This is a genomic window from Actinomycetospora rhizophila (assembly GCF_042657905.1).
GTDB classification, from domain to species: Bacteria; Actinomycetota; Actinomycetes; order Mycobacteriales; family Pseudonocardiaceae; genus Actinomycetospora; species Actinomycetospora rhizophila.
In genome coordinates this window covers 47,650-71,233 of sequence record NZ_JBHSKG010000028.1, presented here as the reverse complement: position 1 = coordinate 71,233, position 23,584 = coordinate 47,650, and the positions used below count along the sequence as shown (strand labels likewise).

38 protein-coding genes and 1 pseudogene are annotated in these 23,584 nt (G+C 72.0%); 5 read left to right on the top strand and 34 right to left on the bottom strand.

Annotated elements, in window-relative coordinates; all coding sequences use genetic code 11:
* From ACFPK1_RS31745 to ACFPK1_RS31725, 5 genes and pseudogenes are all read left to right on the top strand, one after another.
* Positions 1 to 209 (top strand): annotated as a pseudogene (locus ACFPK1_RS31745) (hypothetical protein); the annotation flags it as partial.
* Complete coding sequence (eccE, locus tag ACFPK1_RS31740; RefSeq protein ID WP_378024923.1) at positions 206 to 1,372, top strand: type VII secretion protein EccE; 1,167 nt, start codon at positions 206 to 208, stop codon at positions 1,370 to 1,372. The pseudogene ACFPK1_RS31745 and the gene eccE, both read left to right, overlap by 4 nt.
* Positions 1,369 to 2,079 carry a hypothetical protein gene (locus tag ACFPK1_RS31735; protein WP_378024922.1) on the top strand — a complete coding sequence of 237 codons (711 nt, stop codon included), beginning with the start codon at positions 1,369 to 1,371 and terminating at the stop codon, positions 2,077 to 2,079. The genes eccE and ACFPK1_RS31735 overlap by 4 nt, the downstream gene beginning before the upstream one ends.
* 115 nt (positions 2,080 to 2,194) lie before the next feature.
* Positions 2,195 to 2,512 carry a Rieske (2Fe-2S) protein gene (locus ACFPK1_RS31730; RefSeq protein ID WP_378024921.1) on the top strand — a complete coding sequence of 106 codons (318 nt, stop codon included), beginning with the start codon at positions 2,195 to 2,197 and terminating at the stop codon, positions 2,510 to 2,512.
* Between the two features lie 34 nt (positions 2,513 to 2,546).
* A complete protein-coding gene (locus ACFPK1_RS31725) occupies positions 2,547 to 2,924 on the top strand; it encodes a VOC family protein (RefSeq protein WP_378024920.1) in 378 nt (125 codons plus the stop codon).
* A gap of 77 nt (positions 2,925 to 3,001) precedes the next feature.
* On the opposite strand, the gene truA is transcribed toward ACFPK1_RS31725, so the two are convergent.
* The 34 genes from truA to tuf form a co-directional block, all read right to left on the bottom strand.
* The gene (truA, locus tag ACFPK1_RS31720; RefSeq protein ID WP_378024919.1) at positions 3,002 to 3,859 is read right to left on the bottom strand and encodes a tRNA pseudouridine(38-40) synthase TruA; all 858 of its coding nucleotides are present in this window, start codon (positions 3,857 to 3,859) and stop codon (positions 3,002 to 3,004) included.
* Between the two features lie 44 nt (positions 3,860 to 3,903).
* Entirely contained in the window at positions 3,904 to 4,629 is a 726-nt protein-coding gene (gene rplQ / locus ACFPK1_RS31715) for a 50S ribosomal protein L17 (RefSeq protein ID WP_378024918.1), read from the bottom strand.
* A 92-nt stretch (positions 4,630 to 4,721) separates the two neighbouring features.
* Complete coding sequence (locus ACFPK1_RS31710) at positions 4,722 to 5,795, bottom strand: DNA-directed RNA polymerase subunit alpha (protein WP_274200589.1); 1,074 nt, start codon at positions 5,793 to 5,795, stop codon at positions 4,722 to 4,724.
* Between the two features lie 85 nt (positions 5,796 to 5,880).
* Positions 5,881 to 6,486, bottom strand: coding sequence for a 30S ribosomal protein S4 (gene rpsD / locus ACFPK1_RS31705; protein ID WP_337707389.1), 606 nt, complete (start codon positions 6,484 to 6,486; stop codon positions 5,881 to 5,883).
* 20 nt (positions 6,487 to 6,506) lie between these two features.
* Positions 6,507 to 6,917 carry a 30S ribosomal protein S11 gene (gene rpsK, locus ACFPK1_RS31700; RefSeq protein WP_133829598.1) on the bottom strand — a complete coding sequence of 137 codons (411 nt, stop codon included), beginning with the start codon at positions 6,915 to 6,917 and terminating at the stop codon, positions 6,507 to 6,509.
* 36 nt (positions 6,918 to 6,953) lie between these two features.
* Positions 6,954 to 7,334: a 30S ribosomal protein S13 gene (gene rpsM / locus ACFPK1_RS31695; RefSeq protein WP_274280613.1), complete on the bottom strand. Its 381-nt coding sequence runs from the start codon at positions 7,332 to 7,334 to the stop codon at positions 6,954 to 6,956.
* A gap of 205 nt (positions 7,335 to 7,539) precedes the next feature.
* Positions 7,540 to 7,653, bottom strand: coding sequence for a 50S ribosomal protein L36 (rpmJ, locus tag ACFPK1_RS31690; RefSeq protein WP_018330934.1), 114 nt, complete (start codon positions 7,651 to 7,653; stop codon positions 7,540 to 7,542).
* A gap of 31 nt (positions 7,654 to 7,684) precedes the next feature.
* Positions 7,685 to 7,906, bottom strand: a complete 222-nt coding sequence (infA, locus tag ACFPK1_RS31685) for a translation initiation factor IF-1 (RefSeq protein WP_030532868.1) — start codon at positions 7,904 to 7,906, stop codon at positions 7,685 to 7,687.
* 201 nt (positions 7,907 to 8,107) lie between these two features.
* Entirely contained in the window at positions 8,108 to 8,563 is a 456-nt protein-coding gene (locus tag ACFPK1_RS31680) for a DUF1707 SHOCT-like domain-containing protein (RefSeq protein ID WP_378024917.1), read from the bottom strand.
* A 110-nt stretch (positions 8,564 to 8,673) separates the two neighbouring features.
* Positions 8,674 to 9,438 (bottom strand): type I methionyl aminopeptidase, encoded by a 765-nt coding sequence (gene map, locus ACFPK1_RS31675; protein WP_378024927.1) that lies wholly within the window; start codon positions 9,436 to 9,438, stop codon positions 8,674 to 8,676.
* A gap of 96 nt (positions 9,439 to 9,534) precedes the next feature.
* Positions 9,535 to 10,092, bottom strand: a complete 558-nt coding sequence (locus ACFPK1_RS31670) for an adenylate kinase (RefSeq protein ID WP_378024916.1) — start codon at positions 10,090 to 10,092, stop codon at positions 9,535 to 9,537.
* Between the two features lie 61 nt (positions 10,093 to 10,153).
* On the bottom strand, positions 10,154 to 11,473 hold the full coding sequence (gene secY / locus ACFPK1_RS31665) for a preprotein translocase subunit SecY (RefSeq protein ID WP_274280610.1): 1,320 nt from the start codon (positions 11,471 to 11,473) through the stop codon (positions 10,154 to 10,156).
* Positions 11,474 to 11,704: 231 nt separating this feature from the next.
* Complete coding sequence (rplO, locus tag ACFPK1_RS31660; protein ID WP_378024915.1) at positions 11,705 to 12,160, bottom strand: 50S ribosomal protein L15; 456 nt, start codon at positions 12,158 to 12,160, stop codon at positions 11,705 to 11,707.
* 3 nt (positions 12,161 to 12,163) lie between these two features.
* On the bottom strand, positions 12,164 to 12,343 hold the full coding sequence (gene rpmD / locus ACFPK1_RS31655) for a 50S ribosomal protein L30 (RefSeq protein ID WP_378024914.1): 180 nt from the start codon (positions 12,341 to 12,343) through the stop codon (positions 12,164 to 12,166).
* A 1-nt stretch (position 12,344) separates the two neighbouring features.
* Positions 12,345 to 12,977, bottom strand: coding sequence for a 30S ribosomal protein S5 (gene rpsE, locus ACFPK1_RS31650; RefSeq protein WP_378024913.1), 633 nt, complete (start codon positions 12,975 to 12,977; stop codon positions 12,345 to 12,347).
* 40 nt (positions 12,978 to 13,017) lie between these two features.
* The gene (gene rplR / locus ACFPK1_RS31645) at positions 13,018 to 13,428 is read right to left on the bottom strand and encodes a 50S ribosomal protein L18 (protein ID WP_378024912.1); all 411 of its coding nucleotides are present in this window, start codon (positions 13,426 to 13,428) and stop codon (positions 13,018 to 13,020) included.
* Complete coding sequence (gene rplF, locus ACFPK1_RS31640; protein ID WP_378024911.1) at positions 13,428 to 13,964, bottom strand: 50S ribosomal protein L6; 537 nt, start codon at positions 13,962 to 13,964, stop codon at positions 13,428 to 13,430. Before rplF ends, rplR begins: the two co-directional genes overlap by 1 nt.
* Positions 13,965 to 13,983: 19 nt before the next feature.
* Complete coding sequence (rpsH, locus tag ACFPK1_RS31635) at positions 13,984 to 14,382, bottom strand: 30S ribosomal protein S8 (RefSeq protein WP_337714733.1); 399 nt, start codon at positions 14,380 to 14,382, stop codon at positions 13,984 to 13,986.
* Positions 14,383 to 14,632: 250 nt separating this feature from the next.
* The gene (locus ACFPK1_RS31630) at positions 14,633 to 14,818 is read right to left on the bottom strand and encodes a type Z 30S ribosomal protein S14 (protein WP_116708473.1); all 186 of its coding nucleotides are present in this window, start codon (positions 14,816 to 14,818) and stop codon (positions 14,633 to 14,635) included.
* Between the two features lies 1 nt (position 14,819).
* Positions 14,820 to 15,404: a 50S ribosomal protein L5 gene (gene rplE, locus ACFPK1_RS31625; RefSeq protein ID WP_378024910.1), complete on the bottom strand. Its 585-nt coding sequence runs from the start codon at positions 15,402 to 15,404 to the stop codon at positions 14,820 to 14,822.
* Complete coding sequence (rplX, locus tag ACFPK1_RS31620; RefSeq protein WP_378024909.1) at positions 15,401 to 15,724, bottom strand: 50S ribosomal protein L24; 324 nt, start codon at positions 15,722 to 15,724, stop codon at positions 15,401 to 15,403. The genes rplE and rplX overlap by 4 nt, the downstream gene beginning before the upstream one ends.
* A gap of 3 nt (positions 15,725 to 15,727) precedes the next feature.
* Positions 15,728 to 16,096 (bottom strand): 50S ribosomal protein L14, encoded by a 369-nt coding sequence (gene rplN, locus ACFPK1_RS31615; RefSeq protein ID WP_116708470.1) that lies wholly within the window; start codon positions 16,094 to 16,096, stop codon positions 15,728 to 15,730.
* 50 nt (positions 16,097 to 16,146) lie between these two features.
* Positions 16,147 to 16,389, bottom strand: coding sequence for a 30S ribosomal protein S17 (gene rpsQ / locus ACFPK1_RS31610; protein ID WP_274200624.1), 243 nt, complete (start codon positions 16,387 to 16,389; stop codon positions 16,147 to 16,149).
* 128 nt (positions 16,390 to 16,517) lie between these two features.
* The gene (gene rpmC / locus ACFPK1_RS31605) at positions 16,518 to 16,754 is read right to left on the bottom strand and encodes a 50S ribosomal protein L29 (protein ID WP_133829613.1); all 237 of its coding nucleotides are present in this window, start codon (positions 16,752 to 16,754) and stop codon (positions 16,518 to 16,520) included.
* Positions 16,754 to 17,170, bottom strand: coding sequence for a 50S ribosomal protein L16 (rplP, locus tag ACFPK1_RS31600; RefSeq protein WP_133829614.1), 417 nt, complete (start codon positions 17,168 to 17,170; stop codon positions 16,754 to 16,756). The genes rpmC and rplP overlap by 1 nt, the downstream gene beginning before the upstream one ends.
* Positions 17,171 to 17,173: 3 nt before the next feature.
* The gene (gene rpsC / locus ACFPK1_RS31595) at positions 17,174 to 18,040 is read right to left on the bottom strand and encodes a 30S ribosomal protein S3 (protein WP_133829615.1); all 867 of its coding nucleotides are present in this window, start codon (positions 18,038 to 18,040) and stop codon (positions 17,174 to 17,176) included.
* Positions 18,040 to 18,450, bottom strand: a complete 411-nt coding sequence (rplV, locus tag ACFPK1_RS31590; RefSeq protein ID WP_378024908.1) for a 50S ribosomal protein L22 — start codon at positions 18,448 to 18,450, stop codon at positions 18,040 to 18,042. The genes rpsC and rplV overlap by 1 nt, the downstream gene beginning before the upstream one ends.
* A gap of 55 nt (positions 18,451 to 18,505) precedes the next feature.
* Entirely contained in the window at positions 18,506 to 18,787 is a 282-nt protein-coding gene (gene rpsS / locus ACFPK1_RS31585) for a 30S ribosomal protein S19 (RefSeq protein ID WP_116708465.1), read from the bottom strand.
* 22 nt (positions 18,788 to 18,809) lie between these two features.
* The gene (gene rplB, locus ACFPK1_RS31580; RefSeq protein ID WP_378024907.1) at positions 18,810 to 19,652 is read right to left on the bottom strand and encodes a 50S ribosomal protein L2; all 843 of its coding nucleotides are present in this window, start codon (positions 19,650 to 19,652) and stop codon (positions 18,810 to 18,812) included.
* A 3-nt stretch (positions 19,653 to 19,655) separates the two neighbouring features.
* Positions 19,656 to 19,961 carry a 50S ribosomal protein L23 gene (gene rplW, locus ACFPK1_RS31575; RefSeq protein ID WP_274200572.1) on the bottom strand — a complete coding sequence of 102 codons (306 nt, stop codon included), beginning with the start codon at positions 19,959 to 19,961 and terminating at the stop codon, positions 19,656 to 19,658.
* Positions 19,958 to 20,605, bottom strand: coding sequence for a 50S ribosomal protein L4 (gene rplD / locus ACFPK1_RS31570; protein ID WP_378024926.1), 648 nt, complete (start codon positions 20,603 to 20,605; stop codon positions 19,958 to 19,960). The genes rplW and rplD overlap by 4 nt, the downstream gene beginning before the upstream one ends.
* Before the next feature lie 242 nt (positions 20,606 to 20,847).
* Positions 20,848 to 21,501 (bottom strand): 50S ribosomal protein L3, encoded by a 654-nt coding sequence (rplC, locus tag ACFPK1_RS31565; RefSeq protein ID WP_465252235.1) that lies wholly within the window; start codon positions 21,499 to 21,501, stop codon positions 20,848 to 20,850.
* 47 nt (positions 21,502 to 21,548) lie between these two features.
* Entirely contained in the window at positions 21,549 to 21,854 is a 306-nt protein-coding gene (gene rpsJ / locus ACFPK1_RS31560; RefSeq protein ID WP_116708461.1) for a 30S ribosomal protein S10, read from the bottom strand.
* A gap of 415 nt (positions 21,855 to 22,269) precedes the next feature.
* Positions 22,270 to 23,463: an elongation factor Tu gene (tuf, locus tag ACFPK1_RS31555; protein ID WP_378024905.1), complete on the bottom strand. Its 1,194-nt coding sequence runs from the start codon at positions 23,461 to 23,463 to the stop codon at positions 22,270 to 22,272.
* Positions 23,464 to 23,584: the final 121 nt, after the last annotated feature.

Sequence of the window (23,584 nt, the reverse complement as noted above, 5' to 3'; positions counted from 1 at the left end):
CGCGCGACGACGCCGCCGGCTACGGCGTGCTCGACGCGGCCGCCGCCGTGCGTGGGGGCCCGCCGCGCACCGGCCCCGGGGTGCGCGCCGAGGCCCCGGCGCCACCCGCGAGCGCCGGCGCCCCGGTCGGGTGGATCGTCGCCGGCGGGGTCGCGGTGCTCGTCGTGCTCGGTGCGGTGATCGGGATGCGCCGGAGGGCCGCGCGATGACGCTGACCGTGCAGCGCCGCCCCTCCGGGCCCGCGCTGGGCCGGGTCCCGCTCGTCGCGATCGTCGTCGTCGAGGTGGGCCTCGCCGTCGCGGTGGCGCTGGTGGCCGTCGACCGCCGGCTCCTGCCGCTGGCCGGGGTGGTGCTGTCCGCGGGGCTGCTCGTCGGCCTGCTGCGGGTGCGCCGGCGCTGGCTCGTGCAGTGGATCGGGCTGGCGCTGCGGTTCCGGGTGCGGGTCCGCGAGCGGGAGTCCGAGCAGGCCGCCGACGACGTCGACCCGCGCCTGCGCACGCTGCGGCTGCTCACCGGCGACCTGGCCGTCGCCCGTGCCCGCGACCACGAGGGCCGCGAGGTGGGCCTGCTCGGCCACGGTGGCGGGTGGAGCGCGGTCCTCGCCCTCGATCCCGAGGGCGCCGACGGCGGCGCCACGCTGGTCCCGTCGGACTCCACGTCCTTCCCCCTGGCCGCGCTCGCCGGGTGCCTGGCCGACCGGGGCGTGGTGCTCGACGCGGTCAGCGCGCTGTGGCACTGCCGCCCCGTCGACGACGACACCCCGGCGGCCGAGGCCTACCGCGAGGTGCTGGGGTCCCTGCCGGCGCTGTCGCGGCGCGAGGCGTGGCTCGTCGTGCGCCTCGACCCGGCGCGCTGCCCCGACGCGGTCGCCGAGCGCGGCGGCGGCGTCCTGGGCGCCCACCGGGCCGTGGTGGGGGCGCTGGCGCGGATCGGGCGGGTGCTCGCCGACCACGGGACGCCCGTGCGCCCGCTCGCCGCCGACGAGGTGCTCGACGCCGCGACGGAGGCCGCCGACACCCCCGGTCACGGCAGCAGGCTCGTCGAGCACTGGAAGGCCGTGGTCGTCGGCGAGGTCGGGCACGCCGCGTACGCCGTCACCGGGTGGCCCGACGTCCCCGAGCGCCTCACCGGGCTGACCGCCACCACCGGGCGCACCAGCACGCTGGCGCTCACCCTCGAGCCCGATCCCCGGTCCGGCACCGTCGGGCTGCGCGGCACCGTGCGCCTCACCGCCGACACCCCCGACGCGCTCGAGGAGTGCGGCCGCGAGCTCGTCGCCCGCGGGCACGCCCTCGGGGTGGCGCTCGACGCGCTCGACGGCCAGCACGCCGCCGGGCTCGCGGCCACGCTCCCGCTGGGGGCCCGGCCGTGAGCACCCCGGGCCCGGCCGGTCGCACCGCCCCCACCCGCGCCGACCCCGAGCTCGCCCCGACGTTCTCGGTGTCGCCCGCGCTGCTCGACCCGCTCGGCCCGCCGGTGCGCCCCGCCGGCGTGGTCCTGGGCGCCGACCCCGACGGCGAGCCCGTGGCCGTCACCCTGGTCCGCCCCGCCCCGACGCGTGTCGTGCTGCTCGGCGGGCTCTACCTCGCGCGCCAGGTCACGCTGCGGGCCGTCGGGGCCGGGGCCCGAGCGGTGGTCGTCACCGGCCGCCCGCCGGTGTGGGAGGCCGTGCAGGACGCCGCCGACTCGCGCGTCCGGGTCGTCGGCGACCTCCCGCCCGACCTCGCCGTCCCCGACGCCGACCCGCTGCTGCTCGTCCACGACCGGGGCGCCACCGCCCGCGGCCCGGCGCCGGCGCGGCGGCCGCGCCGGACCACGCTCGTCGTGCTCCCGTCGCTGGTCCCCGCGGTCTCCGACCTCGCCGACGACGCCGACCTCGTCCTCATCCAGCGCCTGCCCCCGCACGAGGCCGAGCTCGCGGGCCGGCTCTGGCGCCTGTCCCCCGCCATGACCGAGACGCTGCGCACGCTGCCCGACCGCGGCGTCGTGCTGCTCGGTCGCAACCTGTGGCGCCGCGTCGACCTCGTCACCGGCCCCCGCGAGACGGCGATCCTCGGTCCCGTGCGCCGCGGCGACTGACGCCCGCCTGCCGGCCCTTGCTCGGATACTGGCTGGTATCCCTCGCCAGGCGAGGGATACCAGCCAGTAACCGCCACGCTGGCCCCGGTTCGCTCCGGGTCGCCAGGAGGTGCTGATGGACGCGCCGGACGCCGGGTTCACGCCGGTCCTCGCCCTCGAGGACCTGCGGGACATGCGCGCGGTGATGGTCGGCGGGCGGCGCGTCCTGCTCGTCCGCGTCGGCGACGGGGTCCGCGCCTACGACAACCGCTGCCCGCACCGCGCCTGGCCCCTCGAACGCGGCACGCTCGCCGGCGGCGTGCTCACCTGCGCCAACCACCGCTACACGTTCGACGCCGCCACGGGGCGCGGGATCGATCCCGGCGGTTGCGACCTCGTCGCCCACCCCTGTCGCGTCGAGGCCGACGGGACGATCACGGTCGCGACCCCTTGACCTCGACCTTGCTCGAGGTCGGACCGTGAAGCCCATGAGCATCGAGCTGAACCACACCATCGTCGAGTCCCCGGACCCCGACGCCGGCGCGGCCTTCCTCACCGAGGTCCTCGGCCTGCCCGCGCCCACGCACTTCGGGCCCTTCACGGTCGTCGAGGTCGCGCACGGCACGAGCCTCGACTACATGACCGTCGCCGACCCGCACTCCCAGCACTACGCGTTCCTCGTCCCCGACGACGAGTTCGCGGCGATCACCGACCGGCTGCGCGAGCGCGGTGTCCCGACCTTCGCCGACCCCGGTCACCGCCGACCCGGGCACAACACGAACGACGGCGGGCAGGGCGCCTACTTCGACTCTCCCGAGGGCCACAACCTCGAGATCCTCACCCGCCCGTACGGCAGCGGAGCGTGACCATCCCCGGACCGAGCGCGTGGCGTTACGGACGTCCAGTGTCAGCGACGGCACTCCGCTGACACCAGCTCACGCCCTCACACCTCGTCGCGACGACGGCGCGTGATCGCGGCGCGGGCGGCGAGGTCCTCGTCGCCGGGGTAGTCGACGCCGACGAGGCGCAGGCCCCGCGCGGCGACGACGGTGACCTCGCTCGAGCGCTCGCGCGCCGCGAGGAGCTCCGCGGGCCACGACACCGGTCGCCGGCCCTCCCCCACGGCCAGGAGCGCGCCGACGAGCGAGCGGACCATCGAGTGGCAGAACGCGTCGGCGGACAGGCGGGCGGCGAGGACGCCGGTCTCGCCGGGCTCGCGGGTCCACTCCAGGCGCTGGAGCTCGCGGACGGTCGTCGCGCCGGGGCGCGGGCGGCAGTAGGCGGCGAAGTCGTGCTCGCCGAGCAGGCCGCGGCCGGCCTCGTCCATGGCGCCGACGTCGAGCGGGCGCGGCCAGCGCAGCGTGTCGCGGGCGCGCAGCGGCTCCGGACCCCAGGGGGCGGTGCTGACGCGGTAGACGTAGTGGCGCCGGAACGCGGAGAAGCGCGCGTCGAATCCCGCGGGCGCCGGCGAGACCGCCCGCACCCTGACATCAGGTGGCAGCATCCGCGCGAGCCGGCCGACGAGGCCCGGGTGGATGGCGACCGACTCCGGCAGGTCGACGTGGCAGACCTGCGCGTCGGCGTGCACCCCGGCGTCGGTGCGTCCCGCGACGGTCAGCGCGACGGGTACCCGCCAGATCGTGGCGAGGGTGTCCTCGAGGACGCCCTGCACCGTGCGCAGCCCGGGCTGGCGCGCCCACCCCGAGAAGTCGGTGCCGTCGTAGGCCAGGTCGAGCCGGTACCGCCGGACAGACACCGCGAGCCCGCCCCCGGGGTCGGGAGCGGGCTCGCGGTGGGACACGGAGCGCAGCGGAGCTGGACCCGTCGTGTCGGTGGTGCTGTCGGTCAGGACTTCTCGCCGTCGGTGGTCGCGGACGAGTCCGCGTCCTCCGAGGTGTCGAGACCGGCGGCGGACGCCGCGTTCTCGGCCATCTCCTCGGGGACGGAGTCGTCGTCCGAGGTGGCGTCCGCCGAGGTGGTCGCGGACGAGTCGGCGTCCTCCGTGACGGTGTCCTGCGTGCCGGTGTCCTCGGCGACGGTGTCGGCCGCGTCGGTCGGCTCCGCCGGCTCCGGGGAGGCGTCCGACTCGGCGGCCGCGATGGTCGCCGCGGTCGCCGCCGCACCGGTGGCCGTGCCGCCCACCTCGGCGCCCGGGCCCGAGGAGGTCTGCGGGGCCGCGGTGCGGGTGGCCTGCGAGGCCTCCGCGGACGCGGTCCGCTCGTTGACCAGCTCGATGACCGCCATGGGCGCGTTGTCACCCTTGCGCGGCAGCGTCTTGATGATGCGGGTGTAGCCGCCGGGACGGTCGGCGAAGAACGGGCCGATCTCGGCCGTCAGGCGGTGCACGACGTCCTTATCGCGGATCTGCTCTGCGATGAGGCGACGGTTGTGCAGGCCGCCCTTCTTCGCCTTCGTGATCAGCCGCTCCGCGTACGGGCGCAGGCGCTCGGCCTTGGCCCGCGTGGTGTGGATGCGGCCGTGCGTGAAGAGCGACGTGGCCAGGTTGGCCAGCATGAGCTTCTGGTGGTCCGGGGAACCACCGAGGCGCGGGCCCTTCGTGGGCTGGGGCATGTCACTGCTCCTGTCTCGTGACGCCTTTCCGCCCGGCCCGCGAGCGGGCCGGGCGGGGGCAGCACGTCAGAGTTGCTGAAAGAGGGGACTGCTTACAGCTGCTCGGTCTCGGCGTAGTCCTGACCGTCGTCGTCGGACACGCCGTAACCGCCGAAGCCGCCGTCCGAGCCGTAGGACTCGAAGCCCTCCGACGGGTAGTCCGCGGCCGCGGCCGACGGGTCGAACCCGGGCGGGCTGTCCTTGAGCGCGAGGCCCAGGCCGGCCAGCTTCATCTTGACCTCGTCGATGGACTTCGCACCGAAGTTGCGGATGTCCAGCAGGTCGGCCTCCGAACGGCCGACGAGCTCGCCGACGGTGTGGATGCCCTCCCGCTTGAGGCAGTTGTACGACCGGACCGTGAGGTCGAGGTCCTCGATGGGCATCGCGAACGCGGCGATCGAGTCGGCCTCGGCGGGCGAGGGCCCGATCTCGATGCCCTCGGCGTCGACGTTGAGCTCCCGGGCCAGCCCGAAGAGCTCGACCAGCGTGCGACCCGCGGACGCGATGGCGTCGCGCGGCGTCATCGACGGCTTGGTCTCGACGTCGAGGATCAGCTTGTCGAAGTCGGTGCGCTGCTCGACGCGGGTCGCCTCGACCTTGTAGCTGACCTTGAGCACCGGCGAGTAGATCGAGTCGACCGGGATGCGGCCGATCTCGGCGCCGGAGGCCTTGTTCTGCGCGGCCGGGACGTACCCACGGCCACGCTCGACGACCAGCTCGACCTCCAGGCGGCCCTGGTCGTTCAGGGTCGCGATGTGCAGGTCGGGGTTGTGCACGGTCACGCCGGCCGGCGGGACGATGTCCCCCGCGGTCACCGTGCCCGGGCCCTGCTTGCGCAGGTACATGGTCGCCGGCTCGTCCTCCTCGGAGCTCACGACGAGCTCCTTGAGGTTGAGGATGATGTCGGTGACGTCCTCCTTCACCCCCGGCACGGTGGTGAACTCGTGGAGGACCCCGTCGACACGGATGCTGGTCACGGCCGCGCCCGGGATGGACGACAGCAGAGTGCGGCGCAGCGAGTTGCCGAGGGTGTAGCCGAAGCCCGGCTCCAGCGGCTCGATGACGAACCGGGAACGGGTGTCGTCGATGGCGTCCTCGGAGAGGGCAGGACGCTGAGAGATCAGCACGTACGGTTTCCTTCCGATGCGGCGTCCGCTATTTGACGCCGAACCCGACCCGGCCCGAGCAGGCTGCCCGGGCCGGGGTACCGAATTACTTCGAGTAGAACTCGACGATGAGCTGCTCCTGGACGGGCGTGTCGATCTGCGACCGCTCCGGGAGCGAGTGGACGAACACCCGGAGCGAGTCCGGGACGACCTGCAGCCACCCCGGGACGGGGCGCTCGCCGAAGTTCTCCTTCGCCACCACGAGGGGCAGCATGTTCCGGGACTTCTCCCGGACGTCGATGATGTCGTACTGCGTCACCCGGTAGCTGGGGACGTCGACCTTCTGGCCGTTGACCAGGAAGTGGCCGTGCCCGACGAGCTGACGGGCCTGACGACGGGTCTGCGCGAGGCCGGCCCGGTAGACCACCGAGTCGAGCCGCGACTCGAGGAGCTTGAGGAACTCGTCGCCGGTCTTGCCCTCGCGACGGTTCGCCTCCTCGTAGTAGGCGCGCATCTGCTTCTCGAGCAGGCCGTAGGTGAAGCGGGCCTTCTGCTTCTCCTGCAGCTGCAGCAGGTACTCGGACTCCTTGATGCGGATCCGGCCGTGCTGCCCCGGCGGGTACGGGCGACGCTCGAAGGACTTGTCGCCGCCGATCAGGTCGACCTTGAGACGGCGGGACTTGCGGGTGGCGGGGCCGGTGTAACGAGCCATGGGTTGTCTCCTCTCCGGCCTTAGACCCGGCGACGCTTCGGCGGACGGCAGCCGTTGTGCGGCTGGGGCGTGACGTCGGCGATGGTGCCGACCTCGAGGCCCGCGGCCTGCAGCGAACGGATGGCGGTCTCACGGCCCGAGCCCGGGCCCTTGACGAAGACGTCGACCTTCTTCATCCCGTGCTCGGCGGCCTTGCGGGCGCAGTTCTCGGCAGCCATCTGCGCGGCGAACGGCGTCGACTTGCGCGAGCCCTTGAAGCCCACGTGGCCGGCCGACGCCCAGCTGATGACGTTGCCGGTGGGGTCGGTGATCGAGACGATCGTGTTGTTGAACGTGCTCTTGATGTGCGCGTGGCCGTGGGAGATGTTCTTCTTCTCCCGGCGGCGGACCTTCTTGGCCCCGGCCGCGCCCTGGCGAGTCCTGGGTGGCATCTCTTCTCTTCCGTTTCGGGGGTGTCGGGCGCGCGACTACTTGCGCGCGGCCTTCTTCTTGCCGGCAACCGTCTTCTTGGGGCCCTTGCGCGATCGGGCGTTGGTCTTCGTCCGCTGCCCGTGCACCGGGAGATTGCGGCGGTGCCGCAGCCCCTGGTAGCTGCCGATCTCGACCTTGCGCCGGATGTCCGCCTGGACCTCGCGGCGCAGGTCGCCCTCGACCCGGAAGTGGTTCTCGATGTACGCGCGCAGCGTGGCGGCGTCCGAGTCCGACAGGTCCTTCGACCGCAGGTCGAAGTCGATGCCGGTCTCGGTGAGGATCTCGCGAGCTCGGCTGCGGCCGATCCCGAAGATGTAGGTCAGCGCGATCTCCATCCGCTTCTCGCGGGGGAGGTCGACGCCGGCGAGTCGTGCCATGTGGCGACGTGCTCCTCGTGTCGTCCGGGAGGTCTGGCTCCCTGCCCGTCCCGGAGCGCGGACGCTCCGGGCCCCGGCCTCCCGTGCCGGGGGTGCTCCGCCGGGGCACGATCTCTCGAGCCGACGTAGGTGCGGGGAGGTATCTGGTGTGCGGCCCGGAGGCCGCGGGTGGGCGCGTCGGCCCGGTGTGCCCGGTCGGGGCGCGTCAGCCCTGGCGCTGCTTGTGGCGCAGGTTGTCGCAGATGACCATGACCCGCCCGTGACGGCGGACCACCTGGCACTTGGCGCAGATGCGCTTGACGCTCGGCTGGACCTTCACGTCCTCTTCCTCACTGATCCCGAGGCTGTGATCACTTGTAGCGGTAGACGATCCGGCCGCGCGAGAGGTCATAGGGCGACAGCTCCACCACGACCTTGTCCTCGGGGAGGATCCGGATGTAGTGCTGCCGCATCTTGCCGCTGATGTGCGCCAGGACCTTGTGCCCGTTCTCGAGCTCCACCCGGAACATCGCATTGGGCAGCGGCTCGATGACCCGCCCCTCGACCTCGATGGCGCCGTCCTTCTTCGCCATGTCCTCCGCATTCTTCTCGACGTACGCTGGCGTCCCGCAGGACGACCACGCTCGGCGAGCGAGGGAGTCCGGGGGACACGGAGCGCGGCGTCTCGGCGGCCGTGGCGCGCACGCGCGTGGACACCGGCACGACACGCGCACCAGCCGTCAAGTGTACGCGCGGCGTGTCGAGAGCCTCGTCACCGGGGTCTCACCGCCGGCTCAGCGAGCGCGCGACACGCACCCGAACGGCATCGGCGGGGCGAGGCCCGCGCGGGTCGCGACCGCCTGCAGCGCGAGCACCGCGCCCCAGGGTCCGGCGACCCAGATCCACCAGGGTGCCACCGCCCCACCGGTCCCGACCGACACGGCCACCCAGATCACCAGGTTGATCACGGACACCGCCGCCCAGACCGCGACGGCCACCCGCAGCGGCGACGGCCGGCGACGCGGCGCCTCCGCGACCCCCGGAGCGGGAGCCGGGGCCGACGGGAGGTCGGCGGTCAGCGGCGCCAGGTCCGCCCGCACCACCGCGCCGTGGGCCGCCCGCACCCGCTCGTCGTACTCGGCGAGGGTCAGGCGCCCCTCCCCGTGCGCCCGCGCCAGCACCTCGGCGACGCGCTCGCGCTCGGCGTCCGCCACCCGCAGCTGATCCGGCCCCTGCTCGATCCCGGCCACGTCGACCACCCCGTCCCCTCGGTACGGGACGACGATAGCAGTGAGCGGAGAGTTCCGCTATCCGATCGCCCCAGCCGCCGTGAGCGGCACCCCTCGCGCAGGAGGCGCGGTCAGGACGCCGGTGCGGTGAGGACGCGGGGCCCGTCGTCGGTGACCGCCACCGAGTGCTCCCAGTGCACGGCGCGGCTGCCGTCGGCGGTGACGACGGTCCAGCCGTCCTCGAGCTCCTCGGTCTCGTCGGTGCCGCCGGTGAGCATGGGCTCGATCGCGAGCACCATCCCGGTGCGCAGCCGCATCCCGGTGCCGGCGCGGCCGAGGTTCGGCACGAACGGCTCCATGTGCATCGACGTGCCGATGCCGTGGCCGCCGTAGTCGGCCACGATCCCGTACTCGCGCCCGTCGGCGGCCGCGCGGCGCCGGGCCTCCTCCTCGACGGCGTGGCCCACGTCGCCGAGACGCCCGCCGGGGACGAGCCGGGCGATCCCCGCCTCCATCGCCGACCGGCAGGCCGACGAGAGAGCCTCGTCCTCGGGGCGCGGCGTGCCGAGCAGCAGGGTCACCGCCGCGTCGCCGTGCCAGCCGTCGAGGATCGCCCCGCAGTCGATCGAGACCAGGTCACCGTCGCCGAGCACCTGCTCGCGCGACGGGATGCCGTGCACGACCTGCTCGTTGACCGAGGAGCAGATCGAGGCCGGGAAGCCCTGGTACCCGAGGAACGACGGCTCCGCGCCGGCCTCGCGGATGACCGCCTCGGCGACCTCGTCGAGGTCGGCCGTGCTGACCCCGGGCCGGGCGGCCTCGGTGACCGCGGCGAGCGCGGAGGCCACGACCAGGCCCGTGGCGCGCATCGCGTCGACCTGGCCGGGTGTCTTCATCTCCACGAGGCGCCCCCGCACGCGGTCGGCGAGGCCGCCGACCCCGGCGGACACCGCCTCGGTGAGTCCGGTCAGGCGGCGGCTCGCGTTGCCCACTCAGTCGTCGGGCTCGTCGGCGAGGGCGTCCATGGCGCGATCGGTGATCTCCTCGACCGACCCGACGGCGTCCACCCGCACCGCGATGTCCCGGTAGTGCTCGATCAGCGGCTCGGTCTCCGAGCGGTAGACCTCCTGGCGGTGCCGGATGGTCTCCTCGGTGTCGTCCGAGCGGCCGCGGGCGGTGAGGCGCTCGATCAGCTCCTCGTCCTCGACCTCGAACACGAGGACGGCGTCGAGGCGCTGGTCGAGGTCGCTCAGGACGCGCTCGAGCTCCTGGGCCTGCGCGGTGTTGCGCGGGAACCCGTCGAGCAGGAAACCCTCCTGCGCGTCGGGCTGCGCGAGGCGGTCCTTGACCATCTTGACGGTGACCTCGTCGGGCACGAGGTCGCCGGCGTCGACGTAGCGCTGGGCCTCCTTGCCGAGCTCCGTCTCGTTCTTCATGTTCTCGCGGAAGATGTCGCCGGTAGAGATATGGGGCGCGTCGAGGCGCTCGGCCAGCCGCGCGGCCTGCGTTCCCTTGCCCGCACCCGGCGGGCCCACCAGCACGATCCTCACGACAACTCTCCCTCGCCCGTCGATCCCGTGTACACCGGACCCGCTGCTCGACCGTCCCCGGTCAGCGCAGGAAACCCTCGTAGTTGCGCTGCATCAGCTGGCTCTCGATCTGCTTCACCGTGTCCAGCCCGACGCCCACCATGATCAGAACAGCCGTCCCCCCGAAGGGGAAGTTCTGGTTCTGTCCTTGACCGGTCAGGCCCAGGAAGAAGTTCGGCAGGACGGCGATGATGCCGAGGTAGATGGACCCCGGCAAGGTGATGCGGGACAGCACGTAGCTGAGGTACTCGGCCGTGGGCCGCCCGGGCCGGATCCCCGGGATGAACCCGCCGAACTTCTTCATCTCGTCGGCACGTTCCTCGGTGTTGAACGTGATCGAGACGTAGAAGTACGTGAAGAAGATGATCAGCGCGAAGTACAGCAGGATGTGCAGCCAGTTGGACTGGTTCGCGAGGTACGTCGAGACGAACCGCGAGAAGCCCGAGTTCTGGTTGCCCGTGATCCGCGACAGCAGGTCGGGCAGGTAGAGCAGCGACGAGCCGAAGATGACCGGGATGACGCCGGCCTGGTTGACCTTCAGCGGCAGGTAGGTCGACGTGCCGCCGTACATGCGGCGCCCGACCATGCGTTTCGCATACTGCACGGGGATGCGCCGCTGGCCCTGCTCGACGAACACGACGCTCGCGATGATGACCAGGCCGAACGCGCAGACCACCGTGAACGCCAGCGGGCCGGCGTTCTGCAGGATCGTGTTGCCCTCGGCGGGGATGCGGGCGGCGATCGAGGTGAAGATCAGCAGCGACATGCCGTTGCCGACGCCGCGCTCGGTGACGAGCTCGCCGAACCACATGATGACCGCGGTGCCCGCCGTCATGACGATGACGATGACCGCGAGGTCGAAGATGTCGGCGTTCGGCAGGATCGGGAACTGCGAGGGGTCGCAGTCCTGGAAGAGCTGGTTGCGGTCGGCGAGCGCGACGATGCCCGTCGACTGCAGGACCGCGAGGGCGATGGTCAGGTAGCGCGTGTACTGCGTGAGCTTGCTCTGACCGCTCTGCCCCTCCTTCTTCAACTGCTCGAAGCGGGGGATCACGACCGTCAGCAGCTGGACGATGATGCTCGCCGTGATGTACGGCATGATGCCCAGCGCGAAGATCGACAGCTGGAGCAGCGCCCCGCCGGAGAAGAGGTTGATCAGCGAGTAGACGCTCGCGGCGTCACTGCCCTGGACCTGACGCAGGCACTCCTGCACGTTCGAATAGGAGACGCCGGGCGCCGGGAGCGTCGCCCCGAGGCGGTAGACGGCGACGATGCCGAGCGTGAACAGGATCTTCTTGCGCAGGTCCGGTGTGGCCAGGGCTGACCGCACGGCGCCGAGCACTCGGACCTCCAGATGTCGTTCGGCCGCACCGCGGACTCGTCGGGATTCGGAGCCACGCGGGCCGGTGATCACCGGCCGCGCGCCGCGGGGGCGGCGCGCCGGGGCCGGGCCGGACCGGTCGAAGCGGCCCGGGGCGAGACTACACGGGGAGACACCACCGGCCCCGGGCCGCACCCTGGTCGGGGCGGCCCGGGGCCGGTGGCGTCGTCACGCTGATACTCCTACTCGGCCCTACTCGACGACGGTCGCGCTGCCGCCCGCGGCGGACAGCTTCTCGCTCGCCGAGCCCGAGAAGGCGTGCGCGGTGACGCGCAGCGCCACCGAGCCGACCTCGCCGGTCCCGAGCACCTTGATGGGGTGCCCCGGGCGCACGGCGCCGGCGCCCACGAGCTCGGCCGGGCCGACCTCGCCGCCGTCGGGGAACAGGCGGGCCAGGTCGCCGACGTTGACGACCTGGGAGACCACCTTGTTGCGGTTGCGGAAGCCCTTGAGCTTCGGCAGCCGCATCTGCAGGGGCATCTGGCCACCCTCGAACGACGAGGGGACGTTCTTCCGGGCGCCGGTGCCCTTGGTGCCGCGACCGGCGGTCTTGCCCTTGGAGGCCTCGCCGCGACCCACGCGGGTCTTCGCGGTCCTGGCCCCGGGCGCCGGGCGCAGGTGGTGCAGCTTGATGGGGGACTCACCCATCGGTCACACCTCCTCGACCGTCACGAGGTGACGGACGGTGTGGATCAGGCCCCGGTTCTGGGGCGTGTCGGGGCGGACGACGGTCGCGCCGATGCGCCGCAGTCCCAGCGTCCGCAGGGACTCGCGCTGGTTGCGCTTGCCGCCGATCTCGGAACGGGTCTGCGTGACCTTGAGCTCGGCCATGTCAGCTCCCCTGCCCGGCGCGGGCGCGCAGCATCCGCGCCGGCGCCACGTCCTCGATGGGCAGACCGCGGCGCGCCGCGACGGCCTCGGGGACCTGCAGGCCCTTCAGCGCGGCCACCGTGGCGTGCACGATGTTGATCGCGTTCTGGCTGCCCAGGGACTTGGACAGCACGTCCGCGATCCCCGCGCACTCCAGCACCGCGCGCACCGGGCCACCGGCGATGACACCGGTACCGGGGCTGGCCGGACGCAGCAGGACCACGCCGGCCGCCTCCTCGCCCTGCACGGGGTGGGTGATGGTGCCGCCGACCCGGGGGACGCGGAAGAAGTTCTTCTTCGCCTCCTCCACGCCCTTGGCGATCGCGGCCGGCACCTCCTTGGCCTTGCCGTAGCCGACACCGACCATGCCGTCGCCGTCGCCGACGACGACCAGGGCGGTGAAGCTGAAGCGGCGGCCGCCCTTGACGACCTTGGCCACGCGGTTGATGGCGACGACGCGCTCGAGGTGCGGGGTGCGGTCCTGCCCGCGGTCGCGGCCGCCCTGCTGGCGGTCGCGACCGGCGCTGCCGCCCTGACGCTCGCCGCCCTGTGCGCCCGAGCCCGCGGGCCCGTCGCGCCGTGTGCGTCCCGGCATCAGGCGTTCCTTCCGATCGAGATGTTCATGGAGAGGCGCATCAGAACTGCAGCCCCCCCTCGCGGGCCGCATCCGCGAGCTGCGCGATGCGGCCGTGGTACCGGCGCCCGCCGCGGTCGAAGACGACCGCGTCGATGCCCTGGTCCTTGGCGCGGGAGGCGACGAGCTCCCCGACCTTCGCGGCCTGGGCCTTCTTGTCGCCCTCCATCCCGCGCACGTCGGCCTCCAGCGTGGAGGCGTGGGCGATGGTGTGGCCGGCGATGTCGTCGACCACCTGCGCCGTGATGTGGCGCGTGGAGCGGGTGACGACCAGGCGGGGACGCGTCGGGGTGCCGGCGATCTTCTTGCGCAGCCGGACGTGGCGGCGCGTGCGACCCGTGCGCCGCGTCTCCGAGACGTTCTTGCCCAGGTGTCCCCGAGCCTTCGTGGTGGTGCCGTTGTTCTCAGCCATCACTTGCCCGTCTTCCCGACCTTGCGGCGGATCTGCTCGCCGGCGTAGCGGACGCCCTTGCCCTTGTAGGGGTCGGGGCGGCGCAGCCACCGGATGTTGGCGGCCACCTGGCCCACCAGCTGCTTGTCGATGCCCTGGACCGAGAACCGGGTCGGGCTCTCGACCGCGAACGTGATGCCGTCCGGCGGGGTGATCTTCACCGGGTGGCTGAAGCCGAGCGCGAACTCGAGGTCGGAGCCCCGCAGCTGCACGCGGTAGCCGACGCCGTGGATCTCGAGCTTGCGCTCGTAGCCCTGCGAGACGCCCTGCACCAGGTTGTTGAGCAGCGAGCGCGACAGGCCGTGCAGCGCGCGGCTCTCCCGCTCGTCGTCGGGGCGCTGCACCGAGAGCACACCGTCGTCGACCGAGACCGTGATCGGCTCGTCGACCTGGTGGCTCAGGGTGCCCTTGGGGCCCTTGACCGTGACGTTCTGCCCGTCGACGGTGACGTCGACGCCCGACGGCACGGTGATCGGGGCCTTGCCGATGCGTGACATGGTTCGGTTCCCCTTCCCGCTACCAGACGAAGGCGAGGACTTCCCCGCCCATCCGTCGCTGGTGGGCCTGCCGGTCGGTCAGGAGCCCGGACGACGTCGAGATGATCGCGACGCCGAGGCCGCCGAGCACCCGCGGGAGCTCGTTCGACTTCGCGTAGATGCGCAGGCCCGGCTTCGAGACGCGCTTGATGCCGGCGATGCTGCGCTCACGGTTCGGGCCGTACTTGAGGTCGACCACGAGGGACTGACCCACGGTGGCGGCCTCGGTGCGGTAGCCGGCGATGTAGCCCTGGTCGAGCAGGACCTGCGCCACGTGGGCCTTGAGCTTGCTGTGCGGCATGGTCGCGCTCTCGTGGAACGCCGAGTTGGCGTTGCGGATGCGCGTCAACATGTCCGCGATCGGGTCGGTCATCGTCATGACCAGGTCACCTTCCTCGCCGTGGTTCCCCGGGTGGCGCGCGGACGCGCGCTCCCGATGGCGGGCCTGCGGCGTGTGGAGCTGCTGTCAGCGGTGGTACGGACGCGCGTGGGGACCGAGCCGTCGAGCAGGTGCTCGCGGTGGGCGACGCGCTGGATGAGGCGCAGGAGCTCGGGGTCGATGTGCCCGTCGCCCGTGGCCTCCGGAGTCACGGGAGCCTCGGAGGTGTGCGCTGAGGTGTTCGCCGCGCTCACCAGGAAGCCTTGCTCACGCCCGGGAGCTCGCCCCGGTGCGCCATCTCGCGCAGGCAGACCCGGCAGAGCCCGAACTTCCGCAGGACCGCGCGGGCGCGCCCGCAGCGGTTGCAGCGCGTGTACCCGCGCACCGCGAACTTCGGCTTGCGTGCGGCCTTGTTGACCAGTGCCTTCTTCGCCATCTCAGTTCTCCCTGAACGGGAAGCCGAGTTGACGGAGCAGCGCCCGGCCCTCCTCGTCGGTCGTCGCGGAGGTGACCACGGTGATGTCCATCCCCCGCGGCCGGTCGATCGAGTCCTGATCGATCTCGTGGAACATCGTCTGGTCCGAGAGACCGAACGTGTAGTTGCCGGACCCGTCGAACTGCTTCGGCGACAGGCCGCGGAAGTCGCGGATGCGCGGCAGGCCGATGGTCAGGAGCCGGTCCAGGAACTCCCACATGCGCGCACCCCGCAGGGTGGCGCGGGCCCCGATCGGCATGCCCTCGCGCAGCTTGAACTGCGCGATCGACTTGCGGGCCTTGCGGATCTCCGGCTTCTGGCCGGCGATGAGGGTGAGGTCGCGGACCGCGCCCTCCATCAGCTTCGAGTCGCGCGCGGCCTCGCCGACACCCATGTTGACGACGACCTTGACGACGCCGGGGATCAGCATCGGGTTCGCGTACCCGAACTGCTCGGAGAGCGCCGGCTTGATCGCGTCGTGGTACCGCTGCTGCAGCCGCGGACGGGTCGTCTCGGGAGCTGCCTCGACAGTTTCTGGGCTGGTCACGAGAGGTCCTTCCCGGTGCGGCGCGAGATGCGCACGCGCTTCTGCTCGCCCTCGCCGCCCTCACGGACGCCGACGCGGGTCGGCTTGCCGTCGGCGTCGACGACCATCACGTTCGAGACGTGGATGGGCGCCTCCTGCGTGACGATCCCGCCGCTCTGGGCACCGCGCTGGTTGGCCGACTGGGCGGTGTGCTTCTTGACGCGACCGACGCCCTCGACGAGGACCTTGTCGCGGTCGGGGTAGGCCTGGATGACCTTGCCCTTGGCGCCCTTGTCCTTGCCGGCGATGACGACGACCGTGTCGCCCTTCTTGACCTTCATCTGCTACAGCACCTCCGGCGCGAGCGAGATGATCCGCATGAACCTCTTGTCGCGCAGCTCGCGGCCCACCGGGCCGAAGATGCGGGTCCCGCGGGGCTCACGGTCGTTCTTGATGATGACGGCGGCGTTCTCGTCGAACTTGATGTACGAGCCGTCCGGGCGGCGCTTCTCCTTGCGGGTGCGCACGACGACGGCCTTCACCACGTCACCGCGCTTGACGCCGGAGGCCGGGATGGCCTCCTTGACCGTCGCCACGATGACGTCTCCGATGCCCGCGTACCGGCGGGAGGAGCCACCGAGCACACGGATGCACAGGATCTCCCGTGCGCCCGTGTTGTCGGCGACCCGGAGCCGCGACTCCTGCTGGATCACTGCTTCTCTCCTGACCTATCCGCACCGTGGCGGATGGTTTCGGGGTGGGATTACTTGGCCTTCTCGAGGATCTCGACGAGCCGCCACCGCTTCGTGGCCGACAGCGGCCGCGTCTCCATCAGGAGCACGCGGTCGCCGGGGCCGGCCGTGTTGTCCTCGTCGTGCGCCTTGACCTTCTTCGTGCGCCGGATGACCTTCGAGTAGCGCGGGTGCTTCACCCGGTCCTCGAGGCTGACGACGATGGTCTTGGCCATCTTGTCCGAGACGACCAGGCCCTCACGCACCTTGCGCAGGCCGCGGTCGTCGTTGCGGGCCTCGGCCGGGCTCTGCTGGGCGTTCTCGCCCTGCTTGCGCTCGGCGCGGACCTGCTCCTGCTCGTCGCGCTCCGGGGCCGTCGCCCCCGAGCTGGTCTGCGGCTCGCTCATGCCGCTCCCTCCTCATCGGGGGCGACCGACAGGCCGAGCTCGCGCTCGCGCATCACCGTGTAGATGCGCGCGATGTCGTGACGCACGGTCCGCAGTCGACGGTTGTTGTCCAGCTGCCCCGTCGCCATCTGGAAGCGAAGGTTGAACAGCTCGGCCTTGGCCTCGCGCGCCCGGGCCACGAGCTCCTCGCTCGTGAGCTCGCGCAGCTCGCTGGCGGGGGTTCCGGCGGCCATCAGAAGGTCTCCTCACGGCTCACGATGCGGCAGCGCATCGGCAGCTTGTGCTGCGCGCGGCGCAGGGCCTCGCGGGCCGTGGCCTCGTTGGGGTAGCTCATCTCGAACATGACCCGGCCCGGCTTCACGTTCGCCACCCACTTCTCGGGCGAGCCCTTGCCGGAACCCATGCGGGTCTCGGCCGGCTTCTTGGTCAGCGGCCGGTCCGGGAAGATGTTGATCCACACCTTGCCGCCACGGCGGATGTGCCGCGTGATGGCGATACGGGCGGACTCGATCTGCCGGTTGGTGACGTAGGCGTGCTCCAGGGCCTGGATGCCGTAGTCGCCGAAGGACATCTGGGTGCCGCCCTTGGCGGCGCCCGTCCGGTCCGGCCGGTGCTGCTTGCGGTACTTGACCTTGCGGGGGATCAGCATGGGTCAGGACTCCGTCTGCGTGGTCGCCTCGGGGGCGGCACCGGCCGGCGCGCCGCCCGTGCTGGCACCGGCGGCGGCCTGCTCCGCGGCGGCGCGCCCGGCCTCGGTGCTGGTCCCGGTCGTGCCCGACGAGCCGGAACGACGGCCGCGCGGGCGGTCGTTGCCGCCACCGCGGCCACGGCCACCACGCGGGTCACGGGTCGCGGCGTCGAGCGCGGCCTGGCGCTCCGACTCGCGCTTCCCGCCGACGACGTCGCCCTTGTAGATCCAGACCTTCACGCCGATGCGCCCGAAGTTGGTCCGGGCCTCGAACAGGCCGTAGTCGATCTCGGCGCGGAGCGTGTGCAGGGGCACGCGGCCCTCGCGGTAGAACTCCGAGCGCGACATCTCGGCGCCACCGAGCCGGCCGGAGCACTGCACCCGGATGCCCTTGACGCCCGGCGAGCGCATGGCCGACTGCATGGCCTTGCGCATCGCGCGACGGAACGACACGCGGTTGGACAGCTGCTCGGCCACGCCCTGCGCGACGAGCTGCGCGTCCGCCTCGGCGCCCTTGACCTCGAGGATGTTCAGCTGGACCTGCTTGCCGGTCAGCTTCTCGAGGTTGCCGCGCAGGCGGTCGGCCTCGGCGCCGCGGCGACCGATGACGATGCCGGGACGCGCGGTGTGGATGTCGACGCGGACGCGGTCGCGGGTGCGCTCGATCTCGACCTTCGAGATGCCCGCGCGCTCCATGCCCTTGGAGAGCATGCGACGGATCTTGACGTCCTCGGCGACGTAGTCCGCGTACTGCTTGTCGGCGTACCAGCGCGACTTCCAGTCGGTGGTGATACCGAGGCGGAAGCCGTGCGGGTTGATCTTCTGGCCCATCAGCGGCCACTCCTCTTCGCGCGCGAACGGCCGCCCTGCGCCGGGGCCACCTCGGTCACCTCGACGTAAATGTGGCTGGTCCGCTTCCGGATGCGGTAGGCCCGGCCCTGCGCGCGGGGCTGGAACCGCTTCATGGTCGGACCCTCGTCGACGGTGATCGTGGAGATCACCAGGTTCGCCGGGTCCAGGTCGACGTTGTTCTCGGCGTTGGCCACCGCACTGGCGACGACCTTGGCCACCGGGCCGGCCGCCTTCTGCTGGGCGAACTCCAGCACCGAGGCGGCCTGGCCGACCGGCATGCCGCGGACGAGGTCCACCACGCGGCGGACCTTCATCGGCGACATGCGCACGTAGCGCGCCCGCGCCACGGCACCGCGGGGGGCCGTGTCGGTGTCGGCTGGTGCAGCCATCTGGGACGTACCTTCCTTGTCTCGAGCCATGGGGGGTCCCGCGCTCCGCGTCGTCCTAGCGACGACGGGAGCGGCGGTCCTCCTTGACGTGCCCGCGGAACGTGCGGGTCGGGGCGAACTCGCCGAGCTTGTGCCCGACCATGGACTCCGAGACGAACACCGGGACGTGCTTGCGCCCGTCGTGCACGGCCAGCGTGTGGCCGATCATGTCCGGGATGATCGTCGACCGACGGGACCAAGTCCTGATGACGGTCTTGCGGTTGGCCTCGTTGAGCGCGTCCACCTTCTTGAGCAGGTGGTCGTCGACGAACGGGCCCTTCTTGAGACTGCGTGGCATCGCTTCGCTCCCTCCTGCTCCGTCAGCGCTTCTTCTTGCCCTTGCCGGTGCGGCGGCGACGCACGATCATGCAGTCGCTCTCCTTCCGGCCTCGGGTACGGCCCTCCGGCGTGCCGGCGGGGTTGACCGGGTGGCGACCACCCGAGGTCTTGCCCTCGCCACCGCCGTGCGGGTGGTCGACCGGGTTCATGACGACACCGCGGACGGTGGGGCGCTTGCCCCGCCAGCGGTTGCGGCCCGCCTTGCCCCAGTTGATGTTCGAGTGCTCGGCGTTGCCGACCTCGCCGATGGTGGCGCGGCAGCGGACGTCGACGTTGCGGATCTCGCCCGAGGGCATCCGCAGCTGCGCGTACGGCCCGTCCTTCGCGACCAGCTGGACGCGCGCGCCGGCCGAGCGCGCGATCTTCGCGCCGCCGCCGGGGCGGAGCTCGATCGCGTGGATCACCGTGCCGGTGGGGATGTTGCGCATCGGCAGGTTGTTGCCCGGCTTGATGTCGGCCTTGGGGCCGGCCTCGACCGTGGCGCCCTGGGCCAGACGCTCCGGCGCGATGATGTAGCGCTTCTCGCCGTCGGCGTAGTGCAGCAGGGCGATGCGGGCGCTGCGGTTGGGGTCGTACTCGATGTGCGCGACCTTGGCCGGCACGCCGTCCTTGTCGTGGCGACGGAAGTCGATGAGCCGGTAGGCCCGCTTGTGGCCGCCGCCCTGGTGCCGGGTGGTGATGCGCCCGGTGACGTTGCGGCCGCCCTTGTTGTGCAGCGGACGGACCAGCGACTTCTCCGGGTGGTCGCGCGTGATCTCGGCGAAGTCCGAGACGCTCGCGCCACGCCGCCCGGCGGTCGTCGGCTTGTACCTACGGATTCCCATTGGTCAGCTCCCTGCCCCGGGCGCGCCGAACACGTCGATGGTCCGGCTCTCGGGCGTCACCGTCACGACCGCGCGCTTGGTGTCCTTGCGCTTGCCGAAGCCGCGGCGGGAGCGCTTGCGCTTGCCCTCGCGGTTCAGCGTGTTCACGCTGGCCACCTGCACGTCGAAGATCTCCTGGACGGCGATCTTGATCTGCGTCTTGTTCGCGTCCGGGCGCACCAGGAACGTGTACTGGCGCTCCTCGAGGAGCCCGTAGCTCTTCTCGGAGATGACCGGCGCGATGATCACGTCTCGCGGGTCGGCGATCACTTCTCGGCCTCCTGTCCACCCGCGGTGCGGGCGGCCACGAACGCCTCGAGCGCCGCGGTCGTGAAGACCACGTCGTCGGCGCGCAGGACGTCGTAGGTGTTCAGCTGGTCCGGCGTGATCTGGTGCACGGCCGGCAGGTTGGCCACGCTGCGGCGGCCGGCCTCGTCGTCGCGGGTGATGACCGCGAGGACCAGGCGGTGGTCACGGCTCGGCGTCACGACGCCCTCGAGCGCGGTGCGCGCGCCCTTGGTGGACGGCGCGTCGCCGTCGACCAGCGCGGAGAAGACGTGGATGCGCTCGTGGCGGGCGCGGTCCGACAGCGCGCCGCGCAGGGCGGCCGCCTTCATCTTCTTGGGGGTCCGCTGGTCGTAGTCGCGCGGCGTCGGCCCGTGGACGGTGCCGCCGCCGACGAACTGCGGGGCGCGCACCGAGCCCTGGCGGGCGCGGCCGGTGCCCTTCTGGCGGTACGGCTTCTTGCCGCCACCGCGGACCTCGCCGCGCGTCTTGGTGTCGTGCGTGCCCTGGCGGGCCGCCGCGAGCTGCGCGGTGACGACCTGGTGCATGAGCGCGGTGCTCGCCGGGGCGTCGAACAGCTGGCCCGGGAGCTCCGCGGTGCCGTCGGTACCGCCGGTGGGCGTGTGCACCGAGACCGTGCGGGTCTCGCCGCCGGCCTGCGCGTGGGCGTCACGGCGGGCGAGGCGACGGGCCTCGCCGGCCGAGTAGCCGGAGCGGCGCGCGGTCTGCGGCGCGGAGGCCTGCAGCGTCGCCGTGGCGGCGGCCGTCGCCGAGCTCGTCGGCGCCGAGACCTGCTCGCCGCCGTCGTGGCCCTCGGTGTCGGTCACGCCGGGGGTGTGGCCGTCGGCGGCCTTGGAGGAATCGGGGGAAGTCACTGGGCACCGCCCTTCGCGGGGTCGACCTTCGCGGCCGAGGTCACGAGGACGAGGCCGCCGCGCGGGCCCGGAACGGCGCCGCGGATGAGCAGCAGGCCCGCGTCGGCGTCGACGCCGTGCACGGTCAGGTTCTGGGTGGTGGTCTTGACGTTGCCCATGCGGCCGGCCATGCGCGTGCCCTTGAAGACGCGCGCCGGGGTGGCGCAGCCGCCGATGGAGCCGGGCGAGCGGTGCTTGCGCTGCGTGCCGTGGCTGGCCCCGAGGCCGCCGAAGCCGTGGCGCTTCATGACACCGGCGGTGCCCTTGCCCTTGCTCGTGCCCGAGACGTCGACGACGTTGCCGGCGGAGAACGCCTCGGCGGTGACCTCCTGGCCGACCTCGTAGTCGCTCGCGTCGCTCGTGCGGAGCTCGGCGAGGTGGCGCCGCGGGGTGACACCGGCCTTGGCGAAGTGGCCCGTCTCGGGCTTGTTCACCTTGCGCGGGTCGATCGCGCCGTAGGCGATCTGCACGGCGTTGTAGCCGTCGACCGAGGGCGTCCGCACCTGCGTGACGACGCAGGGGCCGGCCTTGACGACGGTCACCGGGACGATGCGGTTCGCCTCGTCGAAGACCTGGGTCATGCCGACCTTGGTGCCGAGGACGCCGCTCATCTTCCGCTCCGGCTTGGCCGGGGAGTGTGCTGCAGTCATCTCCGACCTCACTGGATGTTCACGTCGACGCTCGCCGGCAGGTCGATGCGCATGAGCGCGTCCACCGTCTTCGGCGTGGGGTCGACGATGTCGATCAGTCGCTTGTGCGTGCGCATCTCGAAGTGCTCGCGCGAGTCCTTGTACTTGTGCGGCGAGCGGATGACGCAGTAGATGTTCTTCTCGGTCGGCAGCGGCACGGGCCCGACCACGGAGGCGCCGGTGCGCGTCACGGTCTCGACGATCTTGCGAGCCGACGCGTCGATCGCTTCGTGGTCGTAGGCCTTGAGCCGGATGCGGATCTTCTGTCCCGCCATGGTGGCTTTGCCGTTCCTCTTCTCGTCCCGCCGGGGGTGTGCACCCCCGGTGGCTGGCCAGGTTCTCGAGACGCCCCGGTGCTCATACCGGCCGGACCCCCACCCGAGCAGGACCGTCTCCGGTCCACGCGGTCGGGCGTGTCGAATCCGTCGGCAGGCTCCGCCGCGCGCTGTCGCACGCTGCGGCCCCGCGGACCCCGCGCTGTTCAACGTGTGTCCGTCCCGCACCCGCGAGGGGGGCGGCACGGTGGACCTCCGGCACGTGGCCGTCGGCCCGGGCCCACGGTGTGGCTCTCGGACCCCTGCTCACAGCAGGGCGGCCGGCTCGATACCGCATGAGCCGGCCGCCCCGTGCGAGCTAGGAGTCCAGTGTCGCACGCGCGCTCTCGCGCCCGTGCACCGGGGCCCCCGGGTCTTACTTGTTGATCTTGATGACCTGACCGGCGCCGACCGTCCGGCCACCCTCACGGATGGCGAACTGGAGGCCCTCCTCCATGGCGATCGGCTGGATCAGCTGGACGGACATCTCGGTGTTGTCACCGGGCATGACCATCTCGGTGCCCTCCGGGAGCGTCACGACGCCGGTGACGTCGGTCGTCCGGAAGTAGAACTGCGGGCGGTAGTTGTTGAAGAACGGCGTGTGCCGTCCGCCCTCGTCCTTGCCCAGGATGTAGACCTGGCCCTCGAACTCGGTGTGCGGGGTGATCGAACCGGGCTTGCCGATGACCATGCCGCGCTCGACGTCCTCGCGCTTGATGCCGCGCAGAAGGAGGCCGACGTTGTCGCCGGCGCGACCCTCGTCGAGCAGCTTGCGGAACATCTCGATGCCCGTGGTGGTGGTCTTCGTCGACTTCGCGCGGATGCCGATGATCTCCACCTCCTCGTTCACCTTGACGATGCCGCGCTCGACGCGGCCGGTGACGACGGTGCCGCGACCGGTGATGGTGAAGACGTCCTCGACGGGCATGAGGAACGGCTTGTCGGTGTCACGCTCCGGCGACGGGATGTTGTCGTCGACGGCGTCCATCAGCGACACGATCGCGTCGGCCCACTCGGCGTCGCCCTCGAGCGCCTTCAGCGCCGAGACGCGGACCACGGGGAGGTCGTCGCCGGGGAAGTCCTGCGAGCTCAGCAGCTCGCGGACCTCCATCTCGACGAGCTCCATGATCTCCTCGTCGTCGACCATGTCCGCCTTGTTCAGCGCCACCACGATGTAGGGGACGCCGACCTGGCGGGCGAGCAGCACGTGCTCGCGGGTCTGCGGCATGGGGCCGTCGGTGGCGGCCACCACGAGGATGGCGCCGTCCATCTGGGCGGCACCGGTGATCATGTTCTTGACGTAGTCGGCGTGCCCGGGGCAGTCGACGTGCGCGTAGTGGCGCTTCTCGGTCTGGTACTCGACGTGCGCGATCGAGATCGTGATGCCGCGCTGCCGCTCCTCAGGGGCCTTGTCGATCATGTCGAACGCCGAGGCCTGGTTGAGGTCCGGGAACTTGTCGTGCAGCACCTTGGTGATCGCCGCGGTGAGCGTCGTCTTCCCGTGGTCGATGTGACCGATCGTGCCGATGTTGACGTGCGGCTTGGTCCGCTCGAACTTGGCCTTCGCCACTGCTCTCGTCCTCCTGGACTTCTGTTCTCCCGCCCGCCCCTGGTGATGGGACGGAACGGATGGTGCTCGTCGGTGTGGGTCCTGCCGTGTCTCGGAGGACCGAGAGGGCCGACACGAGGCT